Raw genomic sequence first — 25,793 nt, 5'->3', positions numbered from 1 at the left:
GGGTTGTGCTTCTATTTTGGTGAGAAAAACTATGACAGCGGGGTGCTTATTGTGGAAATAACGTATCATGGACATTCTGTAGTTGAGATTCATGCAAATGGAAAAACAATTTTTATTGATCCGTTCATCACTGGAAATGAACAGTGTGATTTAAAAGCAGAAGATGTTAAGCTTGATGTTATTTTACTGACACATGGACATGGTGATCACGTTGGGGACACCGTCCAGCTTGCGAAGGAGCATGACGCACTGGTTGTGGCCCCGTTTGAGCTTGCCAATTATTTAGGGGCGAAGGGGTTAAAAGTACACCCTATGCATATCGGCGGTTCTCACAAATTTGATTTTGGCACCGTTAAGCTGACTCAGGCCTTCCATGGTTCCAGCTTTGAGGAAGAAGATGGAACGATCGTTTATACAGGGATGCCTGCAGGAATTCTATTTACAGCGGACAGCAAAACCATTTATCATGCAGGAGATACCGGTCTCTTTTCAGATATGAAAATGTACGGCGAACGCCACACGATCGATGCGGCTTTCCTGCCTATCGGTGATAACTTTACAATGGGGCCGGAGGATGCTGCAGCAGCCGCTGAGTGGCTGAAAGCAAAAAAAGTGGTCCCGGTCCACTACAACACCTTCCCGGTCATTGAACAGAATCCGGAGTATTTTGTTTCATTGCTTCCGGAGGGCATTGGACAAATCCTTCATGCCGGTGATAAATTGACATTTTAAACTCATACAGAGGCAGAACTTCCTATTTTGGAATTCTGCCTTTTGCTTTTACTAAAAGTTTGCATGGAGTAGGCTCATTCCCGCCGTCTGCTTGAAGCTGCTTACCCGAACTAAGGCAGAATGGACTCCTGTTATATTTGTAATTTCTTACAAATTTACAACCTTCGTTGAAACTGCGGCCCTGCCAGGCTTATAATAAATATTGGAAATATGTGCACACAAAGGGTGAAAAGCTTGGCGACAAAGCATGAGCAAATTATAAAATATATTGATACGCTGGGTGTCGGCGAAAAAATTTCGGTCCGGCAGATTGCAAAAGAAATGAATGTGAGCGAAGGGACAGCGTACCGCGCCATAAAAGAAGCGGAGAACAAAGGGTTTGTAAGCACGATTGAGCGTGTAGGCACAATCCGGATTGAACGGAAGAAAAAAGAGAATATTGAGAAACTGACCTTTGCCGAAGTGGTCAACGTGGTGGAAGGCCAGGTGCTGGGCGGAAGGGCAGGCCTTCATAAAACACTGAATAAATTTGTCATTGGCGCGATGAAGCTTGAGGCGATGATGCGCTATACAGGCGCGGGCAATTTATTAATTGTCGGAAACCGGACGAATGCGCATCAGCTTGCTTTAGAAGCAGGTGCCGCTGTGCTTGTAACCGGGGGCTTTGACACAGAGGATCATGTGAAGAAGCTTGCCGATAAAATGGAGCTCCCCGTCATTTCCACAAGCTACGATACGTTTACTGTGGCAACGATGATTAACCGGGCGATTTATGATCAGCTCATAAAAAAAGAGATTGTGCTTGTGGAGGATATTCTAACACCGGCGGATGCGACGATCTGCCTCCAGAGCACGGATAAGATCGAGACATGGTATACGTATAATCAGGATAGCGGGCATGGGCGATTTCCTGTCATTGACCGGAACCGTAAAGTCCTCGGAATGGTCACCTCTAAAGACATCATGGGCCACGACCGGACGAGCACAGTCGAAAAAGTAATGACACGGAATCCGATTACCGTAAATGGGAAGACTTCTGTCGCTTCTGCTGCTCAGATGATGGTATGGGAAGGAATTGAAGTACTGCCGGTGACCGATAGCCAGAACAAGCTTGAAGGAATGATTTCAAGGCAGGATGTTTTAAAAGCGCTGCAGGTGATTCAGCGGCAGCCGCAGATTGGAGAAAAGCTGGATGATATTGTAACCAATCAATTTGTCGATTCAGATGTATCGAAAAATGCGCATGTTTATAAATGCAGCGTAACACCGCAGATGACCAATCATTTGGGAACCATCTCTTATGGAGTATTTACTACTCTTGTTACAGAAGCTGCAAACAGGCTTCTGAGGTCACAGAAAAAAGGTGATCTCGTAGTAGAGAATCTATCGATTTTCTTCATGAAGCCCGTGCAAATGGAGACGCTGATTGAAATCCATCCGCGTATCCTTGAGGTCGGGCGAAAGTTTGGAAAGATGGATGTAGACGTTTATAACGAAGGTGTGATTGTCGGAAAGGCAATGATGATGGTCCAGATTATGGAACGAAGCTGAAAAAAGAGGATCTGCCTAATTAGGCAGGTCCTCTTTTTTGCATGTCCGCCCGTTCTTTTTCAGCCAGGGGCTTAAAATGACTTCTCGTTCGATAGCCAGTCCAAATACTTGCCGCTCCAATGACAACGAAAACGATCCCGATTGCAATCGAGACGGAGGATCGGTTCAGGTAAAATTGGTTGACGCCGAAAAAAAATACCATGAACCCGAGCGCCATACTGGATTTACCGGAAATAAACGCGCGCTCCATCGGTCTTTTTGACCGGAAGAACGTAACTTTAAAAGAGAGATAGACCACAAATGCTATAAAAATAATCAATGCCAGAACAGGCATGCTATTCCTCCCAACGTCTTCTATTCCTCTTCATTTTATCTCCGGCCTTTCCGTTTTTCCATCTTTTCTTTTATCGGCTCATTGCCTTCTTTAGTTTCCGTAAGGGTTGTGTTTTAATTAATGATATAAAGAGGGTAAAGGAGAAAGAGATGAGAGATAAAATTTTTGATGCGATCAATCAGTATGAAACGATTATTATTCACCGGCATGTCCGTCCGGATCCGGATGCATTGGGTTCGCAGTGCGGACTCGCGGAAGTGCTGAAGGCGTCTTATCCTGAAAAACGCGTTTTAGTGACAGGCGAAACAGAGCCGTCGCTTGCGTTTCTCTACCAGATGGATACAGTAAAAGATGAAGATTATGAGGATGCTCTGGTCATTGTCTGTGATACAGCGAATCAGGAACGAATAAGCGACCAGCGCTATCATTCCGGGAAAATGCTCATTAAAATTGATCACCATCCAAATGAAGACAAGTATGGAGATCTTATATGGGTGGACACAGCAGCAAGCTCGGTCAGTGAGATGATCTATGAGCTTTATCTGGAGGGTAAGCCAAATGGGCTGGTGATCAGCGAAAAAGGGGCCGAGCTTATTTATGCTGGAATTGTGGGAGATACGGGAAGATTCCTGTTTCCAAGTACGACAGACCGTACCTTTAAGTATGCAAGTGAATTGATTGATCACGGTTTTTCTTTAAACGCGCTATACAGCGAATTGTATAAAACGAAAATGAATGTGGCTAAACTAAGCGGTTATGTGCTTCAAAATTTTGAAGTCTCTCCATCTGGGGCAGCAAGCGTCATCATCAGGCAGGATTTGCTTGAGAAATATGGTACATCTGCATCTGAAGCTTCCCAGCTTGTCAGCATTCTGGGTGATATCGAGGGAATGACAGCGTGGGTATTTTTTGTAGAAGAAGAGGACCAGATCAGGGTTCGCCTTCGATCCAAGGGGCCTGTGATCAATGAACTGGCAAAGAAATACCGGGGAGGCGGGCATCCGCTGGCTGCCGGAGCCTCCATTCACAATTGGGACGAAGCAGATCGGGTAGTCGAAGAACTGGAACTGGTATGCCGGGAGTATAACAAGCGGTAAGGCTACAGAGGAGTTTTAGGGAGACGTTTGCGATCTTCATCCTCTAAAGCTTCCGGAATGAACCATGATCCAATATCTGTGACATCCTCATAAACCCTGATTTTAAGCTTGCTGATTTCTTTTTTCAGCAGGCTTGCCATCTCGGGAGATTCAGCATAGGCTGAATAGCCGTTTTTCATTCTTTCCACCTTTTCTTTGATGAACAATTTCTGGCTTAGAATCTCCATAAGAACTCCTCCTTTTACACAATGTCTGTAAATCCATTGTATCCAACGAAAGAGCATTTTGCGATAGAAATGAATAAAAATTCAAAAAATACACTTAACTTACGAATGAAACCTCTACTTCCAAATAGATGGTTGTATAAATAGTCATTTCTTTTACAACAAGCCGGTAATCTTTATCATCAATCGGATACACCTTATTCTCAATCGCCTTCTTTATAATTTTCCTGCTCTCAAATATGCTTTCCAGATCCCTTTCAATTAAATCTGAAAGATCCTCTTTCGCCTCAATAACGATCTTATGAACAGTTAATGGACTAAGCTTAAATTTGCTTCCATTGACCAGGTTGACATTTACCTCCTGCACCACCAGCTTTTTGGCAATTTCTTTATTCAGTTCCCGTGAGTCCTCCTGATAAATGCTGTTTTCCATTTTTAAGTCAAGAATGGCTGATTTCTGCTTTTCAATAAAGCGGACTTGCTTTTCCTGAAGGACTCCGTACGTAAACAAAAAAATAATCCATGCAGCCACGGCTCCAGCCATCATCCCGGCAAAAAACCGCTGCCAGCCGGGCTGGTTGTAATTGGGCGGAATTCTCATCGCAAATGCTCCTGTGTGAGCCATGTAATGAGGAGCCAGCCGGTTTGGGCTCCGCCCATTGCAGAGACGATCAGCATAACCTGTTTTAGGATATCTCTGGTTTCTCCGTTAAACAGCCCTCGCTCGAAGCTGTAAAAAGCGTCAAATGTACCGCCGATTGCGGCGACAAGAGCCCATATTTTCAGCCGGTTCGCAAATTCAAGGATGGTCGTCATCGGCGGTTCTCCTGATAGATAGGCACCGATCCCCCCGATGATGCTTCCTCCCAACAAAACGCCAAGGGCAATAAAATAGCTATCGATAAAGGCAGGCAGAAATTCTTTTTCCATTTGCACATCATCCCCTCGCTTCAATATATGGACAGACTGTTCAAAGTATGTTCAGCGGTTGAGAAGGGATTTGTTAAGAGCGCACGCTTGTTCTATAATAAAGTGAAACTCTTAAAACCGGCAATGAAGGACAGCTGTTCAATCGCAGTTATGTAAAAGATACTGCCGCTGAGGCAGGGCAATGATAATGAAAGCAGTTAGGATGGGATTAAGATGCCGTTTGTACATCTCCAAATACAAAGTTCCTATAGTCTGTTAAATAGTTCCGTTCGGCTGGACCGGCTTGTGCAAAAGGCTTCTGAGCTTGGTTTCCGCTCCCTTGCGCTGACTGATCTGGGAGTAATGTACGGTTCTGTGGCCTTCTATAAACAATGCATAAGCAGCGGGATTAAGCCGATTTTCGGTCTTACCGCATCCGTTTTCCCCCATGGTGAAGCTATTCCGCAAGGCTACCCTCTCCTTCTTCTGGCTGAAAACTATTCAGGCTATCAAAATCTGCTGAAGATCAGCAGTGCTCTTCAGACGAAATCCCAGGACGGAATTCCAGACCGGTGGCTGAAAAGCTATCGAGAGGGAATTATTGCTATTTCACCGGGGAAGGAAGGCTGGATCGAGACCCTCCTTGCTAACGGAGAAGCAGAGGGGGCCAGAAACGCAGCCCTCCATTACCTCTCTGTGTTTGGAAAGGATTCCTTCTTTTTAGGGATCCAGAAAACGGACAGGAACGAAACGGAAGAGAACCTCAACAAACAGATTGCAGAACTCTCCAGCTCAGCAGAGGTTAAACTGGCGGCATTAAATGATGTGCACTACTTGGAGCGGGCGGATTTTTTAGCATACAAGAGCCTTGCTGCAATTCAAAAGGGTGAAAAATTAGAAGAGGATTCTTCAGAGGAAAGCAAAGAGAGGTATTTAAAGCCAGCCCGGGCTATGGCCGATCTTTTCTCGGACATGCCGGAAGCATTGGAGCAAACACTGGCCATTGCTGACCGGTGCAATGTGAAGCTTGAGCTCGGCAAAGCGCGGCTCCCGTCCTTTCCTTCACCCGGAGGAGAACCGGCAGATCAATATTTAGAGCGGATTTGCCTTGAAGGCTTAAAGAAACGCTATGCAGATCCCGGTGAAGCCGTGTTCAGGCGCCTTACATACGAACTCGATGTGATCAAACAGATGGGCTTCAGCGATTATTTCCTGATCGTGTGGGATTTTATGAAATATGCACACGAGCAGCAAATCCTTACCGGTCCCGGAAGAGGTTCAGCGGCAGGCTCGCTCGTCGCCTATGTATTAAAGATTACAGATGTGGATCCGATTAAACACCGCCTGTTATTTGAACGGTTCTTAAACCCGGGAAGGATCAGCATGCCTGATATTGATATCGACTTCCCGGATACAAGACGGGACGAAGTGATTGAATATGTGGCGGATAAATACGGCTCCAACCGTGTCGCGCAGATTATTACTTTTGGAACGCTTGCTGCACGTGCCTCCATACGTGATACAGCGAGGGTCATGGGCGTGTCTCCAAAAGAGGCGGACCGTCTGGCGAAAAAAGTTCCTTCCGGTGCAGGTATGACGCTGGAAAAAGCGTTAAAGGAATCCCCTGCTTTTCTGAAGGAGGTCGAGCATTCAGAAACAGCTGCGAGGATTGTGGAAGTGGCCGGGAAAATTGAGGGGCTTCCAAGGCATGTTTCCACCCATGCGGCGGGTGTGGTATTCAGCGAGGAGCCGCTTACTTCGGTTATACCAATCAGGGAAGGGCATCAGGATGTCTATTTAACCCAGTATTCCATGGATTATCTAGAGGAGCTCGGCCTGCTGAAAATGGATTTTCTCGGGCTCAGAAACTTGACCCTCATTGAATCGATCGTAAGGATGGTTAAATCAAAGACTGGTACTGCCCTGTCTTTTGAAAAAATTGATTACCATGATTCAAAAACCTTTCAGCTGCTTGGGGAAGGGGATACGACAGGTGTTTTTCAGCTAGAGTCAGAGGGTATGAGGAGTGTCCTCAGGAGATTGAAGCCGGAAAGCCTCGAAGATATCGCAGCGGTGAACGCTCTTTACAGACCCGGTCCGATGGAAAATATCCCGAACTACATTGAGAGGAAAAATGGACGGACTTCAATCAGCTATCCTCATCCTGATTTAGAGGAAATCCTGAAACCGACCTACGGCGTCATTGTTTATCAGGAGCAGATTATGGAGATTGCGGCAGCAATGGCCGGGTTTTCCCTCGGAGACGCAGATTTGCTGCGGAGAGCGGTCGGGAAGAAAAAGAAAAGCGTTCTGGATGAGGAAAGAACCCACTTTGTCGAGGGTTGCTTAAGAAAAGGCTACAGTACGAACACGGCTAATGAAGTCTATGACCTGATTGTCCGTTTTGCTGATTATGGGTTTAACCGCAGCCATGCGGTTGCATACAGCATGATTGGATTCCAGCTTGCTTACTTAAAAGCCCATTATCAGGAAATCTTTATGACGGCTCTTTTAACAAGTGCTGCTGGCAATGATGAAAAAATAGCCCAATATATTAAAGAGGCCAGAGGCAAAGGACTTGTCATTTTGCCTCCGTCTGTAAATAGAAGTGAAGTTCCGTTCAAGCTTGAAAATGGAGCAATCCGGTTTAGCCTGTCCTCAATCAAAAACGTGGGGATTGCAGCAGTCAAAGATATTTTCAGAGCACGCCGCCAAAAGCCCTTTGCCGATTTGTTCGATTTTTGTATGAGAGTCTCTTCTAAAACAGCAAGCCGGAGAACATTGGAAGCCCTCGTTTTTTCCGGAGCGTTTGATGAGTTTGGGATCGGCAGGGAATCCATCCTTGCGACGCTGGATGTGGCTCTGGAGCATGCCGAGCTGATGCGGCCGGATGAAGGCGACGGTCAGATGGGACTTGGGTTCGATGAAGAATTTGACCTGAAGCCCAAATACATAGAAGTCGAGCCTTTTACGATCGCTGAGAAGCTTCAGTTTGAAAAAGAGGCTCTCGGATTTTATTTTTCGGACCATCCTGTCAGCAGCTATAAGGATTTGCTCACATCCCTTCAAACAGTAAAACTCGATGAGCTGGATAAAAAAAGGGGCAGCTATGTCCGTACAGGGGTCTATATTTCAAAGCTGAGGACGATCCGGACGAAAAAAGGGGATTTAATGGCTTTTCTCACCTTAAGTGATGAAACGGGAGATTTGGAGGGCGTCTGTTTTCCGGGACAATACGAAAAACTTTCGGAAGTGCTGGATGAAGGAGTCCTGCTGCTTGCTGAAGGAAAGGCGGAATGGCGGGGAGAAGGCATTCAATTTATTATTCAAAAAGCGGAGCTGCTTGAGCAAGTGAAAAAAATGGAGCCGGAACAGACACTGTTCCTAAAGATTGAAAGCAAAGACAGGAATTATGAAAAAATGGCGGAGCTTAAAAAAATACTCGGACGGTTTAAAGGGAGAACTCCGGTTTACTTGTACAATCCTGAGGATAAAAAAACGGTTCAGCTCAATGGATATAAAACGGCTGCTGCCGGGAAGCAATGCATTTCCATGCTGAAGGACCTGCTCGGAGAGGATCAGGTCGTGCTTAAATAGCGGCTGGGCTGAGGAGCAATTGTCCACCCTTTTGTGCGCTTTTAACCGAGGTGAAGGGCAAGGATGAAAAAGCTTTTGTCTGCCTCATCGGCATATGTTATAGTTTTTATATTACATAGGTGGTCAGACCACTGGATGGGAATATGATGAGGAGTGAGAGGATTGTCTCTAAGAGAAGAAGCGCTTCACATGCATCGGGTCAACAAAGGGAAATTGGAATCTAAATCAAAGGTGCCGGTCAAAAATGCCAAGGATTTAAGCCTTGCCTATTCACCGGGCGTAGCAGAGCCGTGCAAAGCAATCTATGATGATAAAAGCAAAGTGTATGATTATACGATGAAAGGCAACATGGTGGCTGTTGTGTCAGACGGTACAGCCGTACTTGGCCTGGGCAATATCGGACCTGAAGCGGCTCTGCCGGTTATGGAAGGGAAAGCAGTGTTATTTAAAAGCTTTGCAGGAGTGGACGCATTCCCGATTTGCCTGAACACGACTGACATCGATCAGATTGTAGAGACCGTAAAGCTGCTTGAGCCTACATTCGGCGGGGTCAATTTGGAGGATATCGCAGCTCCGAACTGCTTTGTCATTGAAGAGCGGCTGAAAAAGGAAACCAATATTCCGATTTTTCACGACGACCAGCACGGAACAGCAATCGTAACGGCAGCCGGGCTTTTGAATGCCCTGAAGCTGGCCGGGAAGAAGATGTCATCGATCAAAGTTGTTGCGAATGGTGCAGGCGCAGCCGGTATTGCGATAATCAAGCTTCTTTACCGGTACGGAGTAAGGGACATTATTATGTGTGATTCCAAGGGGGCTATTTATGAAGGCCGCCCTGCAGGAATGAATGATGTGAAAGATCAGGTTGCGAAATTTACAAACCGTGAACGGGTCGGCGGTTCTCTCTCGGATGTAATAAAAGGTGCGGATGTGTTCATCGGTGTTTCTGTAGAAGGAGCCTTATCTAAGGAAATGGTTAAGAGCATGAAAGAGAATCCGATAATTTTTGCAATGGCCAATCCGGTTCCGGAGATCATGCCGGAGGATGCGAAGGAAGCGGGAGCGATGGTTATCGGGACAGGACGCTCTGACTTCCCGAATCAGGTAAATAACGTTTTGGCCTTCCCTGGAATATTTAGGGGCGCACTGGATGTACGGGCCACGCATATAAATGAACAGATGAAGATGGCGGCCGTTGAAGCGATAGCCGGCCTGATTCAGGAATCCGATCTGCGTCCGGATTATGTCATCCCCGCTCCTTTCGATCCTAGGGTTGCTCCTGCTGTAGCAGCAGCCGTAGCCAAAGCCGCTATGGAGACAGGAGTGGCAAGGATCAAAGTTACACCGGAAGACGTTGCTGAAAAAACCAGAAACTTAAGCATCATTGGCAAAGAGTGAGTAAGGGGAATGGCATGCCTGGTCCCAAATCAAGAGTCTATGAAGAAACTCTTCAGCAGATCAGACTGATCATAAAAAAGGACGGACTATTGCCTGGAGATAAAATACCATCTGAAAGAGAGCTGGCCGACCGATTGGATGTCGGCCGCTCTTCTGTCAGAGAAGCATTAAGAGCGCTGGAGCTGCTTGGCATGATTGAAACGAAAAGGGGAGAGGGCACCTATATTAAAGATTTTCGTGAAAATCATCTCGTAAGTGTTCTCGGCCTATTTGTGCTTGAAGACTGCAAGGCTGTTGAAGACATCCTTGAAATGAGTGCCTTAATAGAAAAACATGCTCTCCTAAAAATAATGGAGTCATCCGTCAAGGAAACGCTCGTTCATCTTGAACAAGATTTAAGAAATGGAGAGGCTGGACCGCAAGAGCTGATGGGCAAGCTGATCAAATTAGCTGACAATCATCTGCTGTACCGGACATGGTCCATTCTCTCAGATTATCTGAAAGCGGGAAGCCGGCATATGGATCTGCCTCTCCCCGTTTATGAAGAACTGTTATCAGGGCTCATTCTCGGGAATAAAAATCTCGTGCTGCAGACCCATGAGAAAATCAGCAAGAATAAAATAGTTCAGCCCGGCTGACAAGGTTTTACACAAAATGCGAATCGATTTCGCTAAATTTATGAAAGAGACTTGTCTGCATCCAAGCAGATGCAGAGATGGTAACGTTAGGGAGGTACTTAAATTGCTCAAGGATCTTTTTTCCAAGAAAAAGAAACAGAAATATGCTTCCGTCCCATCCGAAAAAGCAAGGCAGGATGTTCCTGAAGGCATTATGACAAAGTGTCCGAACTGTAAAAAAATTCTTTTAACTAAAGAACTGAATAAAAATCTTAAAGTATGTGTGAACTGCGGTTATCACATGCAGATGAATGCAAAAGAGAGAATAAAAGGCTTATTTGATGAACAGTCTTTTAAAGAATTTGATAAGGATATGATTTCACAAAATCCGCTTGCATTTCCGGATTATAAGGAAAAGCTTGAGAAAGACCGTGCAAAGACCGCTCAAAATGAAGCGGTTGTGACGGGAGAAGGAACCATTGACGGTATCCGGACAATTGCTGCAATAATGGACGCAAGCTTCAGAATGGGGAGCATGGGTTCTGTCGTTGGAGAGAAGATTACGCGTGCAGTCGAACAGGCAAAAGCCCGGAAGCTGCCATTTATCATTTTTACAGCATCAGGCGGTGCGAGAATGCAAGAAGGAGTTTTAAGCCTTATGCAAATGGCTAAAACCAGTTCAGCTCTGAAGCTGTTCAGCGATGATGGCGGACTGATTATTTCTGTTATGACCCATCCGACTACAGGTGGAGTATCTGCAAGCTTTGCCTCTCTGGGGGATTACAATCTGGCTGAGCCGGGTGCGCTGATCGGGTTTGCCGGAAGACGGATTATCGAGCAAACCATTCGGGAGGAGCTGCCTGAAGACTTCCAAACTGCTGAGTTCCTGCTGAAGCATGGTCAGCTTGATTCGGTCGTCTCCAGACTTGAAATGAAAGAGACACTCGCCAGAATTTTGGATCTTCATCAAGGAGGCGTACACTAATGGTTGGAGAGCTGGAATTTGAAAAGCCCGTAGTGGAGTTAAGGAAAAAAATTGCCGAGCTTAAGGATTTTACATCGACTGCAGACGTGGACCTCTCATCAGAAATCACAAAGCTTGAAGCAAGGCTGGAGAAGCTTGAGAAGGATATATACGGCAACATCAGCCCTTGGGACAGAGTTCAGATTGCAAGGCATCCGAAAAGACCGACAACATTGGATTATGTTGATCTGCTGTTCACGGATTTCTTTGAATGCCACGGAGACCGTTTTTTTGGGGATGATGAAGCCATCATCGGGGGGATTGCCAGGTTTCAGGGAATTCCGGTAACCGTTATCGGACATCAGCGGGGAAAGGATACGAAAGAAAACATCCGCAGAAATTTCGGTTCCCCGCATCCTGAAGGATACAGAAAAGCGTTAAGACTGATGAAGCAGGCGGATAAGTTTGGACGTCCTATCGTTACCTTTATTGATACAAAAGGTGCCTATCCCGGAAAAGCAGCGGAAGAAAGAGGCCAGAGTGAAGCCATTGCAAAGAATTTATTTGAAATGGCCGGGCTTTCTGTACCGGTGATCTGCATCGTGATCGGGGAAGGAGGAAGCGGAGGTGCCCTTGGGATCGGTGTCGGAAATCATCTGCTCATGCTCGAGAACTCCACCTATTCCGTCATTTCACCCGAAGGGGCTGCGGCTCTTCTATGGAAGGATTCAAGCCAGGCGAAGCGGGCTGCAGAATCCATGAAGATCACAGCTCCGGATTTGAAAGAGCTGGGAGTGGTCGACGAAATTATTTCCGAGGTAAAAGGCGGGGCTCATAGAGATGTACAGGAGCAGGCCTTATTAATTGAGGAACATTTAAAAAAATCCATCCAGGCTCTTTCTAAAATGGACCGCAGCCAGCTGGTTGAACACCGTTACGGGAAATATAAATCCATCGGCAAGGTATCCTTCGCAGAAGAAATACTGAACTTGCATTAACGAGGCGTGCCCCTTTAAAAAAGGGACACGTTTCTATTTTTTGGAGGAAGGGGAATGCTGGTATTAAGAGGAACCTGAAAAATTCCAACAATGTTTTTCTTTCTCTAAAAAAATATTGTATAATAAATACGGTTAGCAAGGCATGAAGAATTTTCGACAAATATCGATTTGAGTTTGTACAGCTAATTTCTTCATGTTATCTTTAAAGCACATACATATTACCTATTGGGGTGAGGAAGTTTGAAAAGAATCGGCGTTTTGACAAGCGGAGGAGATTCCCCAGGGATGAACGCAGCGGTACGCGCTGTTGTCCGTAAAGCTATTTACCACAATGTAGAAGTATTCGGGATTTATCACGGCTATGCCGGATTGATTGCCGGACATATTGAAAAGCTTGAGCTCGGCTCTGTGGGAGATATCATCCACCGTGGAGGTACAAAGCTATATACAGCCCGATGTCCTGAGTTTAAAACGGTAGAAGGCCGCGAAAAAGGAATCGAACAGCTTAAAAAGTATGGAATCGAAGGTCTGGTTGTCATCGGAGGCGATGGTTCTTATATGGGAGCCAAAAAGCTGACGGAGATGGGATTCCCATGTGTGGGTGTACCGGGGACAATTGATAATGACATTCCGGGAACGGATTTGACAATTGGATTTGACACAGCACTGAATACGGTAATCGATGCTATCGATAAAATCCGTGATACAGCTACATCGCATGAACGGACGTATGTCATCGAAGTAATGGGACGCCATGCCGGAGACATCGCGCTATGGTCAGGTCTTGCAGGAGGGGCAGAAACCATTCTGATCCCGGAAGCGGACCATGATATGGATGACGTTGTAGCCCGTCTGAAGCGGGGTCATGACCGCGGTAAAAAACACAGCATCATCATTGTCGCCGAAGGTGTCGGAAGCGGCGTTGAGTTCGGTAAAAAAATTGAAGAAGCTACAAAATTTGAGACAAGGGTTTCTGTTCTCGGCCATATACAGCGTGGAGGATCGCCTACTGCTGCTGACCGTGTCCTTGCGAGCCGTCTCGGTGCTTACGCTGTTGAGCTGCTGCTTGAAGAAAAAGGCGGACGCTGCGTAGGGATCCAAAGCAACCAGTTAGTGGATCATGACATCATTGAAATTCTGGAACAAAAACATACCGTAGATCCAAAGCTGTATCAGCTCTCCCAGGAGCTATCCATTTAATGCAGTCTGCTTGGTATCGTTTCCATAATAGAACTAGGAGGAATTATTTGCATGCGCAAAACTAAGATCGTTTGTACCATCGGTCCGGCCAGTGAAACAGTAGAACAGCTTACAGCCTTAATAGAAGCGGGGATGAACGTTTCCCGTCTTAACTTTTCCCACGGTGATTTTGAAGAGCACGGCAACCGCATTAAAAACATCCGCGAGGCTTCTAAGCTGACAGGCAAAACCGTAGCCATTCTCCTTGATACAAAAGGTCCGGAAATCCGCACGCACTCTATGCAGGATGGAGCAATTGAACTGGAAACAGGGAACGAAATCATTGTTTCCATGCAGGAAGTAACCGGCACCGCTGATAAATTCTCCATTTCCTATGAAGGCCTTGTAGAAGATGTGCATCCGGGTTCCACGATTCTTCTTGATGACGGATTAATCGGTCTGGAAGTGCTTGAAGTCAATAAAACAGCTGGAGAAATCAGAACGAAAATCATGAACAGCGGTACGCTTAAAAACAAAAAAGGCGTAAATGTTCCAGGTGTCAGCGTGAACCTGCCGGGAATTACTGAAAAGGATGCGAAAGATATCGTTTTCGGCATCGAGCAGGGAGTTGATTTTATCGCTGCATCCTTCGTACGCCGGGCGTCCGATGTACTTGAGATCCGCGAGCTTCTTGAAGAGCATAAAGCGGCTGATATCCAAATCATCCCTAAAATTGAGAATCAGGAAGGCGTAGACAACATTAACGAAATTCTTGAAGTTTCTGACGGGCTGATGGTTGCGCGCGGAGATTTGGGTGTTGAAATTCCTGCGGAGGAAGTTCCGCTCGTACAAAAAGATCTGATCAAAAAATGCAATGCGCTTGGAAAGCCTGTCATCACGGCTACTCAGATGCTTGACAGTATGCAGCGCAATCCGCGTCCGACCCGTGCGGAAGCAAGTGATGTAGCGAACGCAATTTTTGATGGCACAGATGCGATTATGCTTTCCGGGGAAACGGCTGCCGGCCAATATCCGAAAGAAGCCGTTCAAACGATGCACAATATCGCTTCAAGAGCTGAGCAGGCCCTTGATTATAAAGGTACACTTTCGAAGCGCCGTGAGGAGACAGGCATGTCGATAACAGATGCGATTGGCCAGTCTGTAGCACATACTGCTTTGAACCTGAACGTGGCCGCAATCGTTACCCCGACAGAGAGCGGACATACAGCACGTATGATTTCAAAGTACCGTCCTAAAGCGCCAATTGCTGCCATCACATCAAGTGAATCCGTTTCAAGAAAGCTTGCCCTTGTCTGGGGCGTTTACTCCAGAACCGGCCAAAAAGCAGCCTCCACAGATGAAATGCTTGAAAATGCCGTTCAGGAATCCATCAACACCGGTATCGTAAAACACGGAGATTTGATTGTGATTACTGCTGGAGTACCGATTGGAGAAGCAGGCACAACGAACCTTATGAAGGTTTACATCGTTGGAGACATTTTAGCAAAGGGCCAGGGAATCGGGCGCAGATCCGCTTTTGGCAAAGTGGTTGTAGCCAATAATGCTGAGGAAGCTTCAGCAAAAATGAAGGACGGAGCGATTCTCGTTACAAGAGGAACAGACCGTGATATGATGGAAGCATTGAATAAGGCTTCTGCATTGATTGCTGAAGAAGGCGGTTTGACCAGCCATGCGGCTGTTGTTGGCCTAAGCCTTGGGATTCCGGTAATCGTTGGCGTCCAAAACGCAACGGCTGTCCTTGAGGATGGCATGGAAATTACTGTGGACGGCACACGCGGAGCCATTTATAAAGGCCATGCAAGTGTCATCTAATGATACAAGATGGGAAGGACGCTGTTCCTTCTCTTTTTTTACATCGGTCAGAAAATCATCCTTTTAGGGGGGCGGTACATTTTGCGGATTTTCGTTCTTTTGCTCATTTTGGTACCTGCGCTTGAAATTGGCTTGCTTATTTGGTCGGGAAAAACTTTGGGACTCATTCCGACTGTGCTTCTTATCATAGCAACCGGTCTGGCAGGGGCATGGCTGGCCAGGAAGCAGGGGCTTGAAACTTGGAACAGAGCCCGGCAGAATATGAATACAGGCAATATCCCGGGGAATGAACTGATTGACGGCGTATGCATTCTTTCAGGGGCCCTTATGCTGATGACTCCCGGATTTATCACAGACCTGGCCGGATTCTTCCTGCTTGTTCCTGCAACGAGAAATACCGTAAAGCCGCTCCTGTACAAGATAATCCGAAAGCGGATGAACCGGAACCAGATCACGATTATAAGATAAACACAGACTGAAAGGGCGGATGAACAGATCCGTCCTTTTCAGCCTGCTATTTATTAGCCACATACTTCCAAATATCATGGAACAAGCGAAGCTTATACAAGCTTTGCAGGATGACCAGAACGACCGGTCCAAGGGCCATACCGAGCAATCCAAAGCACTTATACCCTGCATAAATGCTCATAAGGGTCAATAAGGGGTTAAGGCCAATGGATTTGGAATAAATCCTCGGTTCAAGGAATTGCCTGGCCATCATGATGACAAGATAAAGAACAGCAAGTCCGCTGGCAAGCTTTGACTGTCCCATCAAAAGAAGGTAAAGCACCCAGGGTATGAAGATGGTTCCAGTCCCTGCGTAGGGTATAAAGTCCACTAGGCCGACAAGCAGGCTGATGGATAAGGCATTCTCCACTCCAAGCAGCAGAAGTCCGGGGAAAACTGCCGCCATCGTCACCATATTTAAAAGAAGCTGGGCTTTTAAGAGGCCTGCCAGGGCTTTTCCTAATTCTGAACCGAATTGATCCAGCCTCTTAGAAACAGACTGAGGAAGCCTTCTGTTTATGAAAAGGATAACCCGGTCCCAATCATTGCAGATGAAAAATGCGGCTATGATAATAATCACGAGTACACTTGCAGCATTCGGAAGCCATAAGAGGATGGCGGGGATCTCATTTAACAAAGTCCTGAGCATGCTCCCTGCTTCGTTGATTAAGCTGTCGCCTGCCTGCTGCAGCTCAGCCAGAATTGCAGACTGCTGACCGGGGGTTAAAGCTGAAAACTGTTCTGAAATCTTCTCGATGAAAGGGAAGGCTTGATATGAAAGAATATGCCTGAACGCGGCTGACATGTGATTCAAATAGGCGGGCAGGGATACTGCGGCTTTTTGAATGACGGCAATGAATTCAATCGCCATCAGGACACCGAGCCCTGAGAACAGGGTAATCAGGCTGATTAGAACCAATCCCGCTGATAACCCAGCAGGGAGACCTGTGGTCCGATGAATCCAGCCGGCCGGTTTTTTAATAAACCAGGCAAGGAAAAAGGCAAGGACAAATGGGTACATGACTGGAAGAATCCAGTAAACCAGTAGGCATATTCCAGCTAAAGCACCCGCCGCTATCAATCCTCTGCCTGCGGTACCCGCTAATTGATTCAAAAAATCCTCCTCCTTTTCAAGGAAGGGTTGTACTATATACTTACTCAAGGAATCCGGAAACATGTCTAAATAAAGGGGGAAACCCATTGAATCAAGCTGCTGCTTTTTTATTAATCCTTTTGGCAATAGGTGTTTTTGCCAAAAATCAATCCTTGATGATCGCCGTCGGTTTTCTGCTCGCCCTTAAATGGACAGGGCTTGATGCGAAACTTTTTCCTCTTATCCAGTCTAAAGGTATCAATTGGGGTGTGACGGTCATCACGATAGCTGTACTTGTCCCGATCGCCAGCGGAGATATCGGATTTAAGCAAATGGGGGAAGCCCTTAAATCCTATTATGCATGGATCGCCCTCGGTTCCGGAATTATCGTTGCACTCATCGCCAAAAACGGTGTAACCCTCCTCGCGCAGGACCCCCATATAACAGCAGCTCTTGTTCTTGGAACGATTCTCGCGGTAGCCCTGTTTAATGGTGTAGCTGTCGGACCTCTGATTGGTGCGGGCATTGCTTACCTGGTCATGCAGTTTGTGAAGCTTTTTGGAAGCGGCTGACTGTCACATGTTTCTTAGAGCTATTATCTTGATGCTCACCTTCCAGACCTTTGTGAAAATGGGATTTGAAGCAGCCTCCGCCGCCTCAGAGATAAAAGCGTTAAGAGAGAGGATGCAGGAAATCTTCCTTCTGTCAGCGGGTCTGGAGCAGAAAATGGCATGGAAGTCAGCCGGGACGGTAACCAGCAGGGGGAATGGACTGTTTAAAGGGCGTCCGGGAGATGCAGCTTTCCGGGCACGGCTTGCCCAATACGCACCCTCTTTCAGGCGTCAGCGGGCATGCTCGGTTGTCGTTCCTATTGTTACCGGTATAACAATTAACTGATTATTAGCAAACATGAAAGGCGCTGCTGCAGCGAATTCTCTTAATTAAAATTTTTTTGCCAAATTTTTTTCGAGCCAATTCGATGCTTTCGATTCACAAATGTCAGATTATTGTTTATAATGACAATAGGCTGCTATAATGAATGTATGCCTTTCCAATAGAAAGAGAGTTTCACGGAGGAGTTTCCATTTATTAGCTTATGTGAAAATGTAAGCATTTACTTTTCCGGTTAATCGCTTTCAATCATGGATGCTTGCTGAGCAAGCGCTCATTCATTTATGTTTTAATAGAGTAGGAGAAGGGCTTCGCCTTTCTTTTAATCTTGGCTTTGTTAAAGGATGGTGTTGATTTTCAACCCTGTTGATTAGAGTGGAAGGCGTGAGACTCGGAGCTATGAGCAGGGACAGGTGAAAATCCCGCAGCGGCGAAGCCGGGAGAAGGCTCACCGCCCGCCCAGGGTTAAGCGGACGCATGCCGGCTGCAGTCAACAGCCAAGTTTAACAGAGCGTTCCTTTTAAATCTTTGAATCAGGGAAAATTGCGCAAAGGAGAGATTGGATATGACAGCAACTCGCGGTCTCGAAGGGGTAGTAGCGACTACTTCTGCAGTAAGCTCAATCATCGATGACACCCTTACTTACGTGGGGTACAACATTGATGACCTCGCAGATAATGCAAGCTTTGAAGAAGTAATCTTTTTATTGTGGCACGGGAAACTTCCTGATAAGGAAGAATTGGCTGAGATTAAATCCCAGCTTTCTGATAATGCAGGCATCCCTCATCAAATCATCGAGCATTTTAAGCAATATTCAATTACTGAAGTACATCCTATGGCAGCAATCCGTACGGCAGTATCCATGCTCGGCCTGTTTGATCCGGATGCGGATGATATGTCGAAAGAAGCAAACTACCGCAAAGCGATTTGCCTTCAGGCGAAGCTTCCTACTTTAGTTACGGCATTCAGCAGAATCCGTAAGGGTCTGGCGCCGGTTGAACCCCGTCCGGATTACGGGATTGCAGCGAACTTCCTTTACACTCTGACAGGAGAAGAGCCAAGCCATATAGCAATTGAAGCCTTCAATAAAGCACTCGTGCTTCATGCTGATCATGAGCTGAATGCTTCAACATTCACGGCACGTGTATGCGTCGCTACACTTTCCGACGTTTATTCGGGCGTGACTGCTGCAATCGGCGCTTTGAAAGGTCCTTTGCACGGCGGAGCGAATGAAGCTGTTATGAAGATGCTTACAGAAATTGGGGATGTGGAGAACGCTGAAACGTATATTCAGGGAAAACTCTCCCGCAAGGAAAAAATCATGGGCTTTGGTCACCGTGTATACCAAAATGGAGACCCGCGGGCAAAGCATTTACGTGAAATGTCTGAAAAGCTTTCCAACCTGACAGGTGAAAGCAAGTGGTATGAAATGTCTCTTAAAGTGGAAGAAGTGGTCACTTCTGAAAAGTCTCTGCCGCCGAACGTGGATTTTTATTCCGCTTCTGTCTATCACAGCCTCGGCATTGACCACGATTTGTTTACACCAATTTTTGCAGTAAGCAGGGTTTCAGGCTGGCTCGCCCATATTCTTGAGCAATATGAGAACAATCGCCTGATCCGTCCGCGTGCGGATTATATCGGACCGGATAAGCAGAGATACGTTCCTATTGAAGAGCGCTCTTAAGTTGAAGAATGAAAAGCCGTCAGCTAGCTGCATGGAATGGTTCCATTAAATTTTTCATCAGCAGCGGCCGGTTTGGAGGTTGACTGAAAAGTTAACCTCTTTTACCATTTTATTGTTGGCACTATACATATACGGGAGGTAACAAACATGACGAACGGTGAAAAAATTACAGTACTTAACGGGGAATTGAATGTACCAAACCAGCCCATTATCCCTTACATCGAAGGAGACGGAATCGGTCCGGACATCTGGGCAGCCGCGTCCCGCGTTCTTGAAGCGGCTGTAGAAAAAGCATACAGCGGCGAAAAGAAAATCGTCTGGAAAGAAGTTTTAGCAGGTGAAAAAGCTTATAACGAAACAGGAAGCTGGCTGCCTGAAGAAACACTGAACGCAATCCGTGAGTACATGATTGCCATAAAAGGGCCGCTTACGACTCCGGTTGGCGGAGGAATCCGTTCATTAAACGTTGCTCTTCGTCAGGAATTAGACCTGTTTACTTGCCTTCGTCCGGTACGTTATTTCACAGGGGTGCCTTCCCCGGTTAAAAGACCTGAAGATACAGACATGGTCATCTTCCGTGAAAATACGGAAGACATTTATGCGGGAATTGAATATGCAAATGGTTCAGACGAAGTGAAAAAATTGATCTCTTTCCTTCAAAATGAAATGGGTGTGAACAAAATTCGTTTCCCTGAAACTTCAGGTCTTGGCATTAAGCCTGTCTCTCAAGAAGGAACCTCACGCCTTGTCCGCGCTGCCATTCAATATGCGCTGGATCATGGACGCAAATCTGTAACACTGGTACACAAAGGAAACATCATGAAATATACGGAAGGCGCATTCAAAAACTGGGGCTATGAGCTTGCTGAAAAAGAATTCGGGGACAAAGTCTTCACATGGGCTGAGTATGACAGAATTATTGAAAAAGACGGCAAAGATGCAGCCAATGCAGCACAGAGTGAAGCAGAAGCAGCAGGAAAAATCATCATTAAAGATTCAATCGCTGATATTTTCCTTCAGCAAATCCTTACACGTCCAAGCGAGTTCGATGTGGTTGCGACCATGAACCTGAATGGTGATTATATTTCTGACGCTCTCGCTGCACAAGTGGGAGGAATCGGTATTGCTCCGGGAGCAAACATCAATTACGAAACCGGCCATGCTATTTTTGAAGCAACGCACGGAACAGCTCCAAAATATGCAGGAATGGATAAGGTAAACCCTTCTTCCGTGCTTCTCTCAGGCGTGCTGATGCTTGAGCACCTTGGCTGGAATGAAGCAGCTGATCTAGTAATCAAATCTGTAGAGCATACCATTGCATCCAAAGTCGTTACTTATGACTTTGCCCGTCTTATGGATGGTGCTACAGAAGTAAAATGTTCTCAATTCGGGGACGAGCTCATCAAAAACATGGGATAATCAAAATTTCATTACAGGCAATGCCGCTAAAGGCATTGCCTGATTTTACTATTTTAATAGATGGGAGCTGGGGAAATGAATAAACGCAAAAAGATTTCTGTAATTGGAGCCGGCTTTACGGGAGCAACTGCTGCTTTTCTTCTTGCCCAGAAAGAATTAGGCGATGTGGTTCTGGTAGATATTCCTCAAATGGAAAACCCTACAAAAGGCAAAGCGCTGGATATGCTTGAAGCAAGCCCTGTACAAGGCTTCGATGCCGGCATTACAGGCACCTCCAGCTATGAGGATACGGCAGATTCCGATGTGGTGATCATTACAGCAGGAATTGCCAGAAAACCAGGCATGAGCAGAGATGACTTAGTGGCAACAAATGAAAAAATTATGAGAAGCGTAACAAAAGAGATTGCTAAACATTCACCCGAATGCACGATTATCGTTCTGACAAATCCGGTTGATGCCATGACTTATGCGGTTTTCACTGAATCCGGTTTTCCAAAACACCGGGTAATCGGACAATCCGGGGTTTTGGATTCAGCGAGATTCCGTACATTTGTAGCACAGGAGCTTAAGGTGTCAGTTAAAGATGTAACAGGATTTGTTCTTGGAGGGCATGGAGATGACATGGTCCCCCTTGTCAGATATTCCTACGCTGGCGGAATTCCTTTGGAAACACTGATTCCGAAAGAACGCCTTGAAGCCATTGTAGAGAGAACACGCAAAGGCGGAGGGGAAATTGTAAACCTTCTTGGCAATGGGAGTGCATATTATGCACCTGCCGCGTCACTGGTCGAGATGACAGAAGCGGTTATTAAGGATCAGCGCCGTGTAATCCCTGCGATTGCCTACCTTGAAGGAGAGTATGGCTTCGAAGGCATATACCTAGGCGTTCCTGTCATCCTTGGAGGAAATGGGCTGGAGCAGATCATTGAGCTTGAACTGACAGAAGAGGAACGGGCTGCTCTGGCCAAATCCGCCGAATCTGTGAAAAATGTTATGAAAGTTTTAGCCAACTAAACGAGATAAAAGAAATTGGAGGAAGCTCCAATTTCTTTTATTATGAATTGCAGGCATAAACAGCATGACTTGAGGGAAACGGATAACAGCTAAGTCTTTTGCGGCCTTGAGTTCCAATTTGCTACAATAAAAAATAGAATTGTAAGCGATTTCAAAAAAGGGGGGACCGTTCACAGTGCTTGGAAAAAAACGAAAGCTGGGAAGGCCGGTAGAGGAAATTCAATGCGGGGAAAAGCTAACACTGACAGAAAAAATGGAGGATAAAGACTTATTGCTGTATCTGGGCCTTACAAATGATGCCAATCCGCTTTATGTCCAGCACGACTACGCTTCTTTAACGCCATTTAAAAAACCAATTGTACCCGCTGTCATGCTTTCCGGATTTATCACCTCCGCCATATCCAAGTATTTTCCGGGTCCCGGAAGCCATGTGACGAAGCAGCAGCTTGAGTTCCATCAAGCGGTATACCATTATGAAGTCATCCAGTTCTTCTTTGAGATAAGGGAAGTAGATCGGGATGAAGGGAAAATTGTGGTGTCTATAGAAGCCTTGAATGACCGGGAGCAGCTGGCTGTGTCCGGAAAGCTTGAAGTGATTCCCCCTTTTTATCCGGAATCTATGGATGGCGAAGCGTTTCATAACTTTTAAGCTGGAGGGAGGCCTGATCATCGTATCAGGCTTTTTTGATTGCTCTAAGCTTAATTCCGGGTAAATATATGAAATACACTCCACCTGCCTCCTATACGGGCTTAAAGGCGAACCCAGCCTTTCGCCTTTAAGCGAGCTGCTTCTCTGTGTTCCAGCGAACGAATGGAGGTTCTTCCAATACCTTGATTCCTTTACGTGTGCAAAGGCCGCAGGCTTCGTTTTCGCACGTCGCTTTCGTTAGTCCGCTCACCCTGCACCCATCACTAGTCAAAGAACGGATCATAGGATTTTTTCACTATAAATATAAGGCGGCCGCCATTTGAAATTTACCTCCCCCGTACGGGCGGGCGGGCTCTTCACACCCTTGAATAGGAGGACTTATCCCGGAAGTTCGATAAAATATATTGGCAAGTTGCCATCTTCCCCTTTTGTAGTGGGCTGATCTTTGACTATAATAGAGGAGATGGCGGAAAAAGCCATGATGGAAAAAACGATTTGGAGGCCCTTATGAGTAAGAAGATTCTAGTAGTGGATGATGAGCATTCCATTTTAACATTGCTTCAATATAATCTTGAACAATCCGGTTATGAGGTCGTAACGGCTATGGATGGGAGCGAAGCCCTTCACAAAGGGCTGACAGAATCACCGGATCTCATGGTTTTGGATTTGATGCTTCCAAAGATGGACGGAATCGAAGTATGCAAACAGCTTCGGCAGCAGAAGGTTATGGTGCCCATTCTCATGCTTACGGCAAAGGATGATGAGTTTGATAAGGTACTTGGCCTGGAGCTTGGTGCTGATGATTACATGACAAAGCCCTTCAGCCCAAGAGAAGTGGTCGCCAGGATTAAAGCCATCCTGAGACGCACTCAATTTTCAGCAGATTCTGAACCGAAAGAGGATACAGAATCATCCGAACGGATCACAATCGGAGATTTGAGGATCCTTCCAGAGCACTATGAAGCCTATTACAGCCAGGAGCGCCTCGAGCTTACACCGAAGGAATTTGAGCTTCTTGTCTACCTCGCCCGGCATAAGGGAAGAGTGCTGACTAGGGATCAGCTTTTGAGCGCGGTATGGAATTATGATTTCGCAGGAGATACCCGGATTGTGGATGTACATATAAGTCATTTAAGGGAAAAGATTGAAAGAAATACGAAAAAACCGCTTTACATCAAAACCATCCGCGGACTTGGGTATAAGCTAGAGGAGCCAAAGGCGGATGAATAAATTCCGGTCCCGCCTGCTATTTGCACTAATTACTTTAATTATAGCGGTTTTAGTGGGGCTGGGGCTTCTGCTTGGACAAATATTCAACAGCTATTACGTGGATACGTTTAAAGAGCGGATTGAGAAAGAAGCCAGGCTGGCTGAGCTGATCGTAACCGAATCCGGAATTGAGTCAGAAAGAACCGGTGCTCTTCTTGAAAAAGCAAGCGATGCTGCTCAGTCGCATATATCCATCCTGAACCAGGATGGAAAGGTCCTTCATGACGCGGGAAATAAAAGCCTGTATCATGAAGAGCTTGCTGAGGAAGCCTTTAACTCTCTCATGAATGATCAGGATGAAATGAAACTGAGCGGTCAGGCAGAGCGGCTGTACTACTATGCCATCGAGTTTAAGGATCGTGAACAGAAAACCGGCTATCTCGTTTTAAGTACGCCAATTGAGTCCCTCAAACAGGTAAATCAGCAGATATGGGGGCTCCTCGTCACCAGCCTTGGTCTCTCGCTGATTGTGATTCTCCTTCTCGGCTTCAAGATTACATCTCAATATACAAAGCCGATAGAAAGTGCGACGAAGGTGGCAATGGAGCTTGCGAAAGGGAACTATAAGGCAAGAACCTATGAGGATCATCTGGATGAAACCGGCATGCTCAGCCAATCCATAAATATCCTTGCGCGTAATTTGCAGGATATGACCAGAGCCCAGGAAATGCAGAAGGATCGTCTGGAAACCCTCATTGAAAATATGGGAAGCGGGCTGATCCTGATTGACGGCAGGGGATACATCAACCTTGTTAACCGTGCCTATAAAGAAACCTTTCATGCAGAGGCAGATAATTTCCTGTACAGGCTCTACTATGATGCTTTTGAGCATAAGGAAATTATTGATATAATTGAAGAAATTTTTATGACTGAAGTCAGGCTAAGAAAACAGCTTCAGGTCGCGATTGGCATTGACCGGCGGCATTTTGAAATTTACGGTGCACCGATAATTGGAACAAATGATGAATGGAAAGGGATTGTCCTTGTCTTTCATGACATTACAGAGCTTAAAAAGCTGGAGCAGATGAGGAAGGATTTTGTAGCCAACGTCTCCCATGAATTAAAAACACCGATTACATCAATTAAGGGATTTTCTGAGACACTGCTTGATGGGGCGATGTCGGACGAAAAGACGCTTGAGTATTTCCTTTCCATCATTTTGAAAGAAAGCGACAGGCTGCAGTCGCTTATCCAGGATCTTCTTGACCTCACGAAGATTGAGCAGCAGGCATTTAAGCTTACCTTTAATGATTGCGATCTTCATGAAATTCTTGATGATATCGTGGCGATTCTTTCCAGTAAAGCAGAGGAAAAAGAAATCTCTCTTACCGTGGACAGTGAAGCTGAAATCATTCCGGCCGTTGGAGATGTATACAGGATCAAGCAAATCTTCATCAATTTGATTAATAATGCCCTTACGTATACACCGAAGGGCGGCAACGTTCATTTAACACTGAGAAATGAGAAGGATCACGCTGTTGTGACAATTGCTGATACTGGAATAGGGATCAGCGAAGAGGAAATTCCCAGGATTTTTGAGCGTTTCTACAGGGTGGATAAAGCGAGGAGCCGCAATTCAGGAGGGACCGGGCTCGGACTTGCCATTGTTAAGCATCTTGTAGAAGCCCATAGGGGTCAGATTAAAGTCGCCAGTGAAGTAGGCAAAGGGACAACGTTTACGGTTAAATTTAATAAGCGGAATAGAGCCCAATAGTTTACAATACTTTTACAAGGTGTTTATTCTTGCTTAACATATCGTTGATAATATAATAGATGAAAACCCCTTCATCCAAGGAGCCAATCTTAGGACGAAAGCTTAACTGCTTTCGTCCCT

Annotated in this window: 24 protein-coding genes; 19 read left to right on the top strand and 5 right to left on the bottom strand. The window is 46.0% G+C overall.

Annotated features, from left to right (window positions below):
* Positions 1-51: 51 nt before the first annotated feature.
* Positions 52-732, top strand: a complete 681-nt coding sequence (locus ACQCVE_RS07165) for a metal-dependent hydrolase (protein WP_426843564.1) — start codon at positions 52-54, stop codon at positions 730-732.
* A gap of 234 nt (positions 733-966) precedes the next feature.
* On the top strand, positions 967-2,283 hold the full coding sequence (locus ACQCVE_RS07160; protein WP_426843565.1) for a DRTGG domain-containing protein: 1,317 nt from the start codon (positions 967-969) through the stop codon (positions 2,281-2,283).
* Positions 2,284-2,302: 19 nt separating this feature from the next.
* Here ACQCVE_RS07160 and ACQCVE_RS07155 read toward each other — a convergent pair whose 3' ends face one another.
* Complete coding sequence (locus ACQCVE_RS07155) at positions 2,303-2,617, bottom strand: YtpI family protein (RefSeq protein WP_426843566.1); 315 nt, start codon at positions 2,615-2,617, stop codon at positions 2,303-2,305.
* 149 nt (positions 2,618-2,766) lie between these two features.
* Between ACQCVE_RS07155 and ACQCVE_RS07150 the strand changes: the two genes are divergently transcribed.
* Positions 2,767-3,714, top strand: a complete 948-nt coding sequence (locus ACQCVE_RS07150; protein ID WP_426843567.1) for a DHH family phosphoesterase — start codon at positions 2,767-2,769, stop codon at positions 3,712-3,714.
* A 2-nt stretch (positions 3,715-3,716) separates the two neighbouring features.
* Here ACQCVE_RS07150 and ACQCVE_RS07145 read toward each other — a convergent pair whose 3' ends face one another.
* The 3 genes from ACQCVE_RS07145 to ACQCVE_RS07135 all read right to left on the bottom strand — a co-directional run bounded on the left by ACQCVE_RS07145 (position 3,717) and on the right by ACQCVE_RS07135 (position 4,868).
* Positions 3,717-3,941 carry a hypothetical protein gene (locus tag ACQCVE_RS07145; protein ID WP_426843568.1) on the bottom strand — a complete coding sequence of 75 codons (225 nt, stop codon included), beginning with the start codon at positions 3,939-3,941 and terminating at the stop codon, positions 3,717-3,719.
* A 94-nt stretch (positions 3,942-4,035) separates the two neighbouring features.
* Positions 4,036-4,539, bottom strand: coding sequence for a sporulation membrane protein YtrI (gene ytrI / locus ACQCVE_RS07140; RefSeq protein ID WP_426843569.1), 504 nt, complete (start codon positions 4,537-4,539; stop codon positions 4,036-4,038).
* Positions 4,536-4,868 carry a YtrH family sporulation protein gene (locus ACQCVE_RS07135; RefSeq protein ID WP_426843570.1) on the bottom strand — a complete coding sequence of 111 codons (333 nt, stop codon included), beginning with the start codon at positions 4,866-4,868 and terminating at the stop codon, positions 4,536-4,538. Before ACQCVE_RS07135 ends, ytrI begins: the two co-directional genes overlap by 4 nt.
* A 213-nt stretch (positions 4,869-5,081) precedes the next feature.
* Here ACQCVE_RS07135 and dnaE point away from each other — a divergent pair, with 213 nt between their 5' ends.
* From dnaE to ACQCVE_RS07095, 8 genes are all read left to right on the top strand, one after another.
* The gene (gene dnaE, locus ACQCVE_RS07130) at positions 5,082-8,444 is read left to right on the top strand and encodes a DNA polymerase III subunit alpha (RefSeq protein ID WP_426862246.1); all 3,363 of its coding nucleotides are present in this window, start codon (positions 5,082-5,084) and stop codon (positions 8,442-8,444) included.
* Between the two features lie 162 nt (positions 8,445-8,606).
* A complete protein-coding gene (locus ACQCVE_RS07125; RefSeq protein WP_426843572.1) occupies positions 8,607-9,842 on the top strand; it encodes an NAD(P)-dependent malic enzyme in 1,236 nt (411 codons plus the stop codon).
* Between the two features lie 14 nt (positions 9,843-9,856).
* Positions 9,857-10,480: a FadR/GntR family transcriptional regulator gene (locus ACQCVE_RS07120; RefSeq protein ID WP_426843573.1), complete on the top strand. Its 624-nt coding sequence runs from the start codon at positions 9,857-9,859 to the stop codon at positions 10,478-10,480.
* Positions 10,481-10,583: 103 nt separating this feature from the next.
* Positions 10,584-11,444, top strand: coding sequence for an acetyl-CoA carboxylase, carboxyltransferase subunit beta (gene accD / locus ACQCVE_RS07115; protein WP_426843574.1), 861 nt, complete (start codon positions 10,584-10,586; stop codon positions 11,442-11,444).
* A complete protein-coding gene (gene accA / locus ACQCVE_RS07110) occupies positions 11,444-12,421 on the top strand; it encodes an acetyl-CoA carboxylase carboxyl transferase subunit alpha (protein ID WP_426843575.1) in 978 nt (325 codons plus the stop codon). The genes accD and accA overlap by 1 nt, the downstream gene beginning before the upstream one ends.
* 240 nt (positions 12,422-12,661) lie before the next feature.
* Entirely contained in the window at positions 12,662-13,621 is a 960-nt protein-coding gene (gene pfkA, locus ACQCVE_RS07105) for a 6-phosphofructokinase (RefSeq protein WP_426843576.1), read from the top strand.
* Between the two features lie 51 nt (positions 13,622-13,672).
* Positions 13,673-15,433, top strand: coding sequence for a pyruvate kinase (pyk, locus tag ACQCVE_RS07100; protein WP_426843577.1), 1,761 nt, complete (start codon positions 13,673-13,675; stop codon positions 15,431-15,433).
* Positions 15,434-15,514: 81 nt separating this feature from the next.
* Positions 15,515-15,901 carry an FxsA family protein gene (locus tag ACQCVE_RS07095; protein ID WP_426843578.1) on the top strand — a complete coding sequence of 129 codons (387 nt, stop codon included), beginning with the start codon at positions 15,515-15,517 and terminating at the stop codon, positions 15,899-15,901.
* A gap of 46 nt (positions 15,902-15,947) precedes the next feature.
* Here the strand turns inward: ACQCVE_RS07095 and ytvI are convergent, their stop codons facing one another.
* A complete protein-coding gene (ytvI, locus tag ACQCVE_RS07090) occupies positions 15,948-17,054 on the bottom strand; it encodes a sporulation integral membrane protein YtvI (protein ID WP_426843579.1) in 1,107 nt (368 codons plus the stop codon).
* Between the two features lie 86 nt (positions 17,055-17,140).
* Between ytvI and ACQCVE_RS07085 the strand changes: the two genes are divergently transcribed.
* The 8 genes from ACQCVE_RS07085 to pnpS all read left to right on the top strand — a co-directional run bounded on the left by ACQCVE_RS07085 (position 17,141) and on the right by pnpS (position 25,673).
* Positions 17,141-17,605 (top strand): DUF441 domain-containing protein, encoded by a 465-nt coding sequence (locus ACQCVE_RS07085; protein WP_426843580.1) that lies wholly within the window; start codon positions 17,141-17,143, stop codon positions 17,603-17,605.
* Between the two features lie 7 nt (positions 17,606-17,612).
* On the top strand, positions 17,613-17,930 hold the full coding sequence (locus tag ACQCVE_RS07080) for a hypothetical protein (protein WP_426843581.1): 318 nt from the start codon (positions 17,613-17,615) through the stop codon (positions 17,928-17,930).
* 559 nt (positions 17,931-18,489) lie between these two features.
* A complete protein-coding gene (gene citZ, locus ACQCVE_RS07075; protein ID WP_426843647.1) occupies positions 18,490-19,608 on the top strand; it encodes a citrate synthase in 1,119 nt (372 codons plus the stop codon).
* Positions 19,609-19,755: 147 nt separating this feature from the next.
* Positions 19,756-21,027: an NADP-dependent isocitrate dehydrogenase gene (gene icd / locus ACQCVE_RS07070; protein ID WP_426843648.1), complete on the top strand. Its 1,272-nt coding sequence runs from the start codon at positions 19,756-19,758 to the stop codon at positions 21,025-21,027.
* Between the two features lie 75 nt (positions 21,028-21,102).
* Entirely contained in the window at positions 21,103-22,041 is a 939-nt protein-coding gene (gene mdh / locus ACQCVE_RS07065; RefSeq protein ID WP_426862244.1) for a malate dehydrogenase, read from the top strand.
* A 175-nt stretch (positions 22,042-22,216) separates the two neighbouring features.
* On the top strand, positions 22,217-22,690 hold the full coding sequence (locus ACQCVE_RS07060) for a MaoC/PaaZ C-terminal domain-containing protein (protein ID WP_426843650.1): 474 nt from the start codon (positions 22,217-22,219) through the stop codon (positions 22,688-22,690).
* 507 nt (positions 22,691-23,197) lie between these two features.
* Positions 23,198-23,920, top strand: a complete 723-nt coding sequence (locus tag ACQCVE_RS07055; RefSeq protein WP_426843651.1) for a response regulator — start codon at positions 23,198-23,200, stop codon at positions 23,918-23,920.
* Complete coding sequence (gene pnpS / locus ACQCVE_RS07050; RefSeq protein WP_426843652.1) at positions 23,913-25,673, top strand: two-component system histidine kinase PnpS; 1,761 nt, start codon at positions 23,913-23,915, stop codon at positions 25,671-25,673. The genes ACQCVE_RS07055 and pnpS overlap by 8 nt, the downstream gene beginning before the upstream one ends.
* The last annotated feature ends 120 nt before the right edge of the window (positions 25,674-25,793 follow it).

It is taken from the genome of Metabacillus sp. 113a, from assembly GCF_050107635.1.
Taxonomy (GTDB): domain Bacteria; phylum Bacillota; class Bacilli; order Bacillales; family Bacillaceae; genus Metabacillus_B.
This window is presented reverse-complemented; position numbering and strand designations above follow the sequence as displayed.

Excerpts from the sequence above, each read along its gene's own strand:
- ACQCVE_RS07155 (WP_426843566.1), bottom strand. The coding sequence starts at position 2,617 with ATGCCTGTTCTGGCATTGATTATTTTTATAGCATTTGTGGTCTATCTC.
- ACQCVE_RS07150 (WP_426843567.1), top strand. The coding sequence starts at position 2,767 with ATGAGAGATAAAATTTTTGATGCGATCAATCAGTATGAAACGATTATT.
- ACQCVE_RS07145 (WP_426843568.1), bottom strand. The coding sequence starts at position 3,941 with ATGGAGATTCTAAGCCAGAAATTGTTCATCAAAGAAAAGGTGGAAAGA.
- ytrI (WP_426843569.1), bottom strand. The coding sequence starts at position 4,539 with ATGAGAATTCCGCCCAATTACAACCAGCCCGGCTGGCAGCGGTTTTTT.
- ACQCVE_RS07135 (WP_426843570.1), bottom strand. The coding sequence starts at position 4,868 with ATGGAAAAAGAATTTCTGCCTGCCTTTATCGATAGCTATTTTATTGCC.
- dnaE (WP_426862246.1), top strand. The coding sequence starts at position 5,082 with ATGCCGTTTGTACATCTCCAAATACAAAGTTCCTATAGTCTGTTAAAT.
- ACQCVE_RS07120 (WP_426843573.1), top strand. The coding sequence starts at position 9,857 with ATGCCTGGTCCCAAATCAAGAGTCTATGAAGAAACTCTTCAGCAGATC.
- accA (WP_426843575.1), top strand. The coding sequence starts at position 11,444 with ATGGTTGGAGAGCTGGAATTTGAAAAGCCCGTAGTGGAGTTAAGGAAA.
- pyk (WP_426843577.1), top strand. The coding sequence starts at position 13,673 with ATGCGCAAAACTAAGATCGTTTGTACCATCGGTCCGGCCAGTGAAACA.
- ACQCVE_RS07080 (WP_426843581.1), top strand. The coding sequence starts at position 17,613 with ATGTTTCTTAGAGCTATTATCTTGATGCTCACCTTCCAGACCTTTGTG.
- citZ (WP_426843647.1), top strand. The coding sequence starts at position 18,490 with ATGACAGCAACTCGCGGTCTCGAAGGGGTAGTAGCGACTACTTCTGCA.
- icd (WP_426843648.1), top strand. The coding sequence starts at position 19,756 with ATGACGAACGGTGAAAAAATTACAGTACTTAACGGGGAATTGAATGTA.
- mdh (WP_426862244.1), top strand. The coding sequence starts at position 21,103 with ATGAATAAACGCAAAAAGATTTCTGTAATTGGAGCCGGCTTTACGGGA.
- ACQCVE_RS07055 (WP_426843651.1), top strand. The coding sequence starts at position 23,198 with ATGAGTAAGAAGATTCTAGTAGTGGATGATGAGCATTCCATTTTAACA.
- pnpS (WP_426843652.1), top strand. The coding sequence starts at position 23,913 with ATGAATAAATTCCGGTCCCGCCTGCTATTTGCACTAATTACTTTAATT.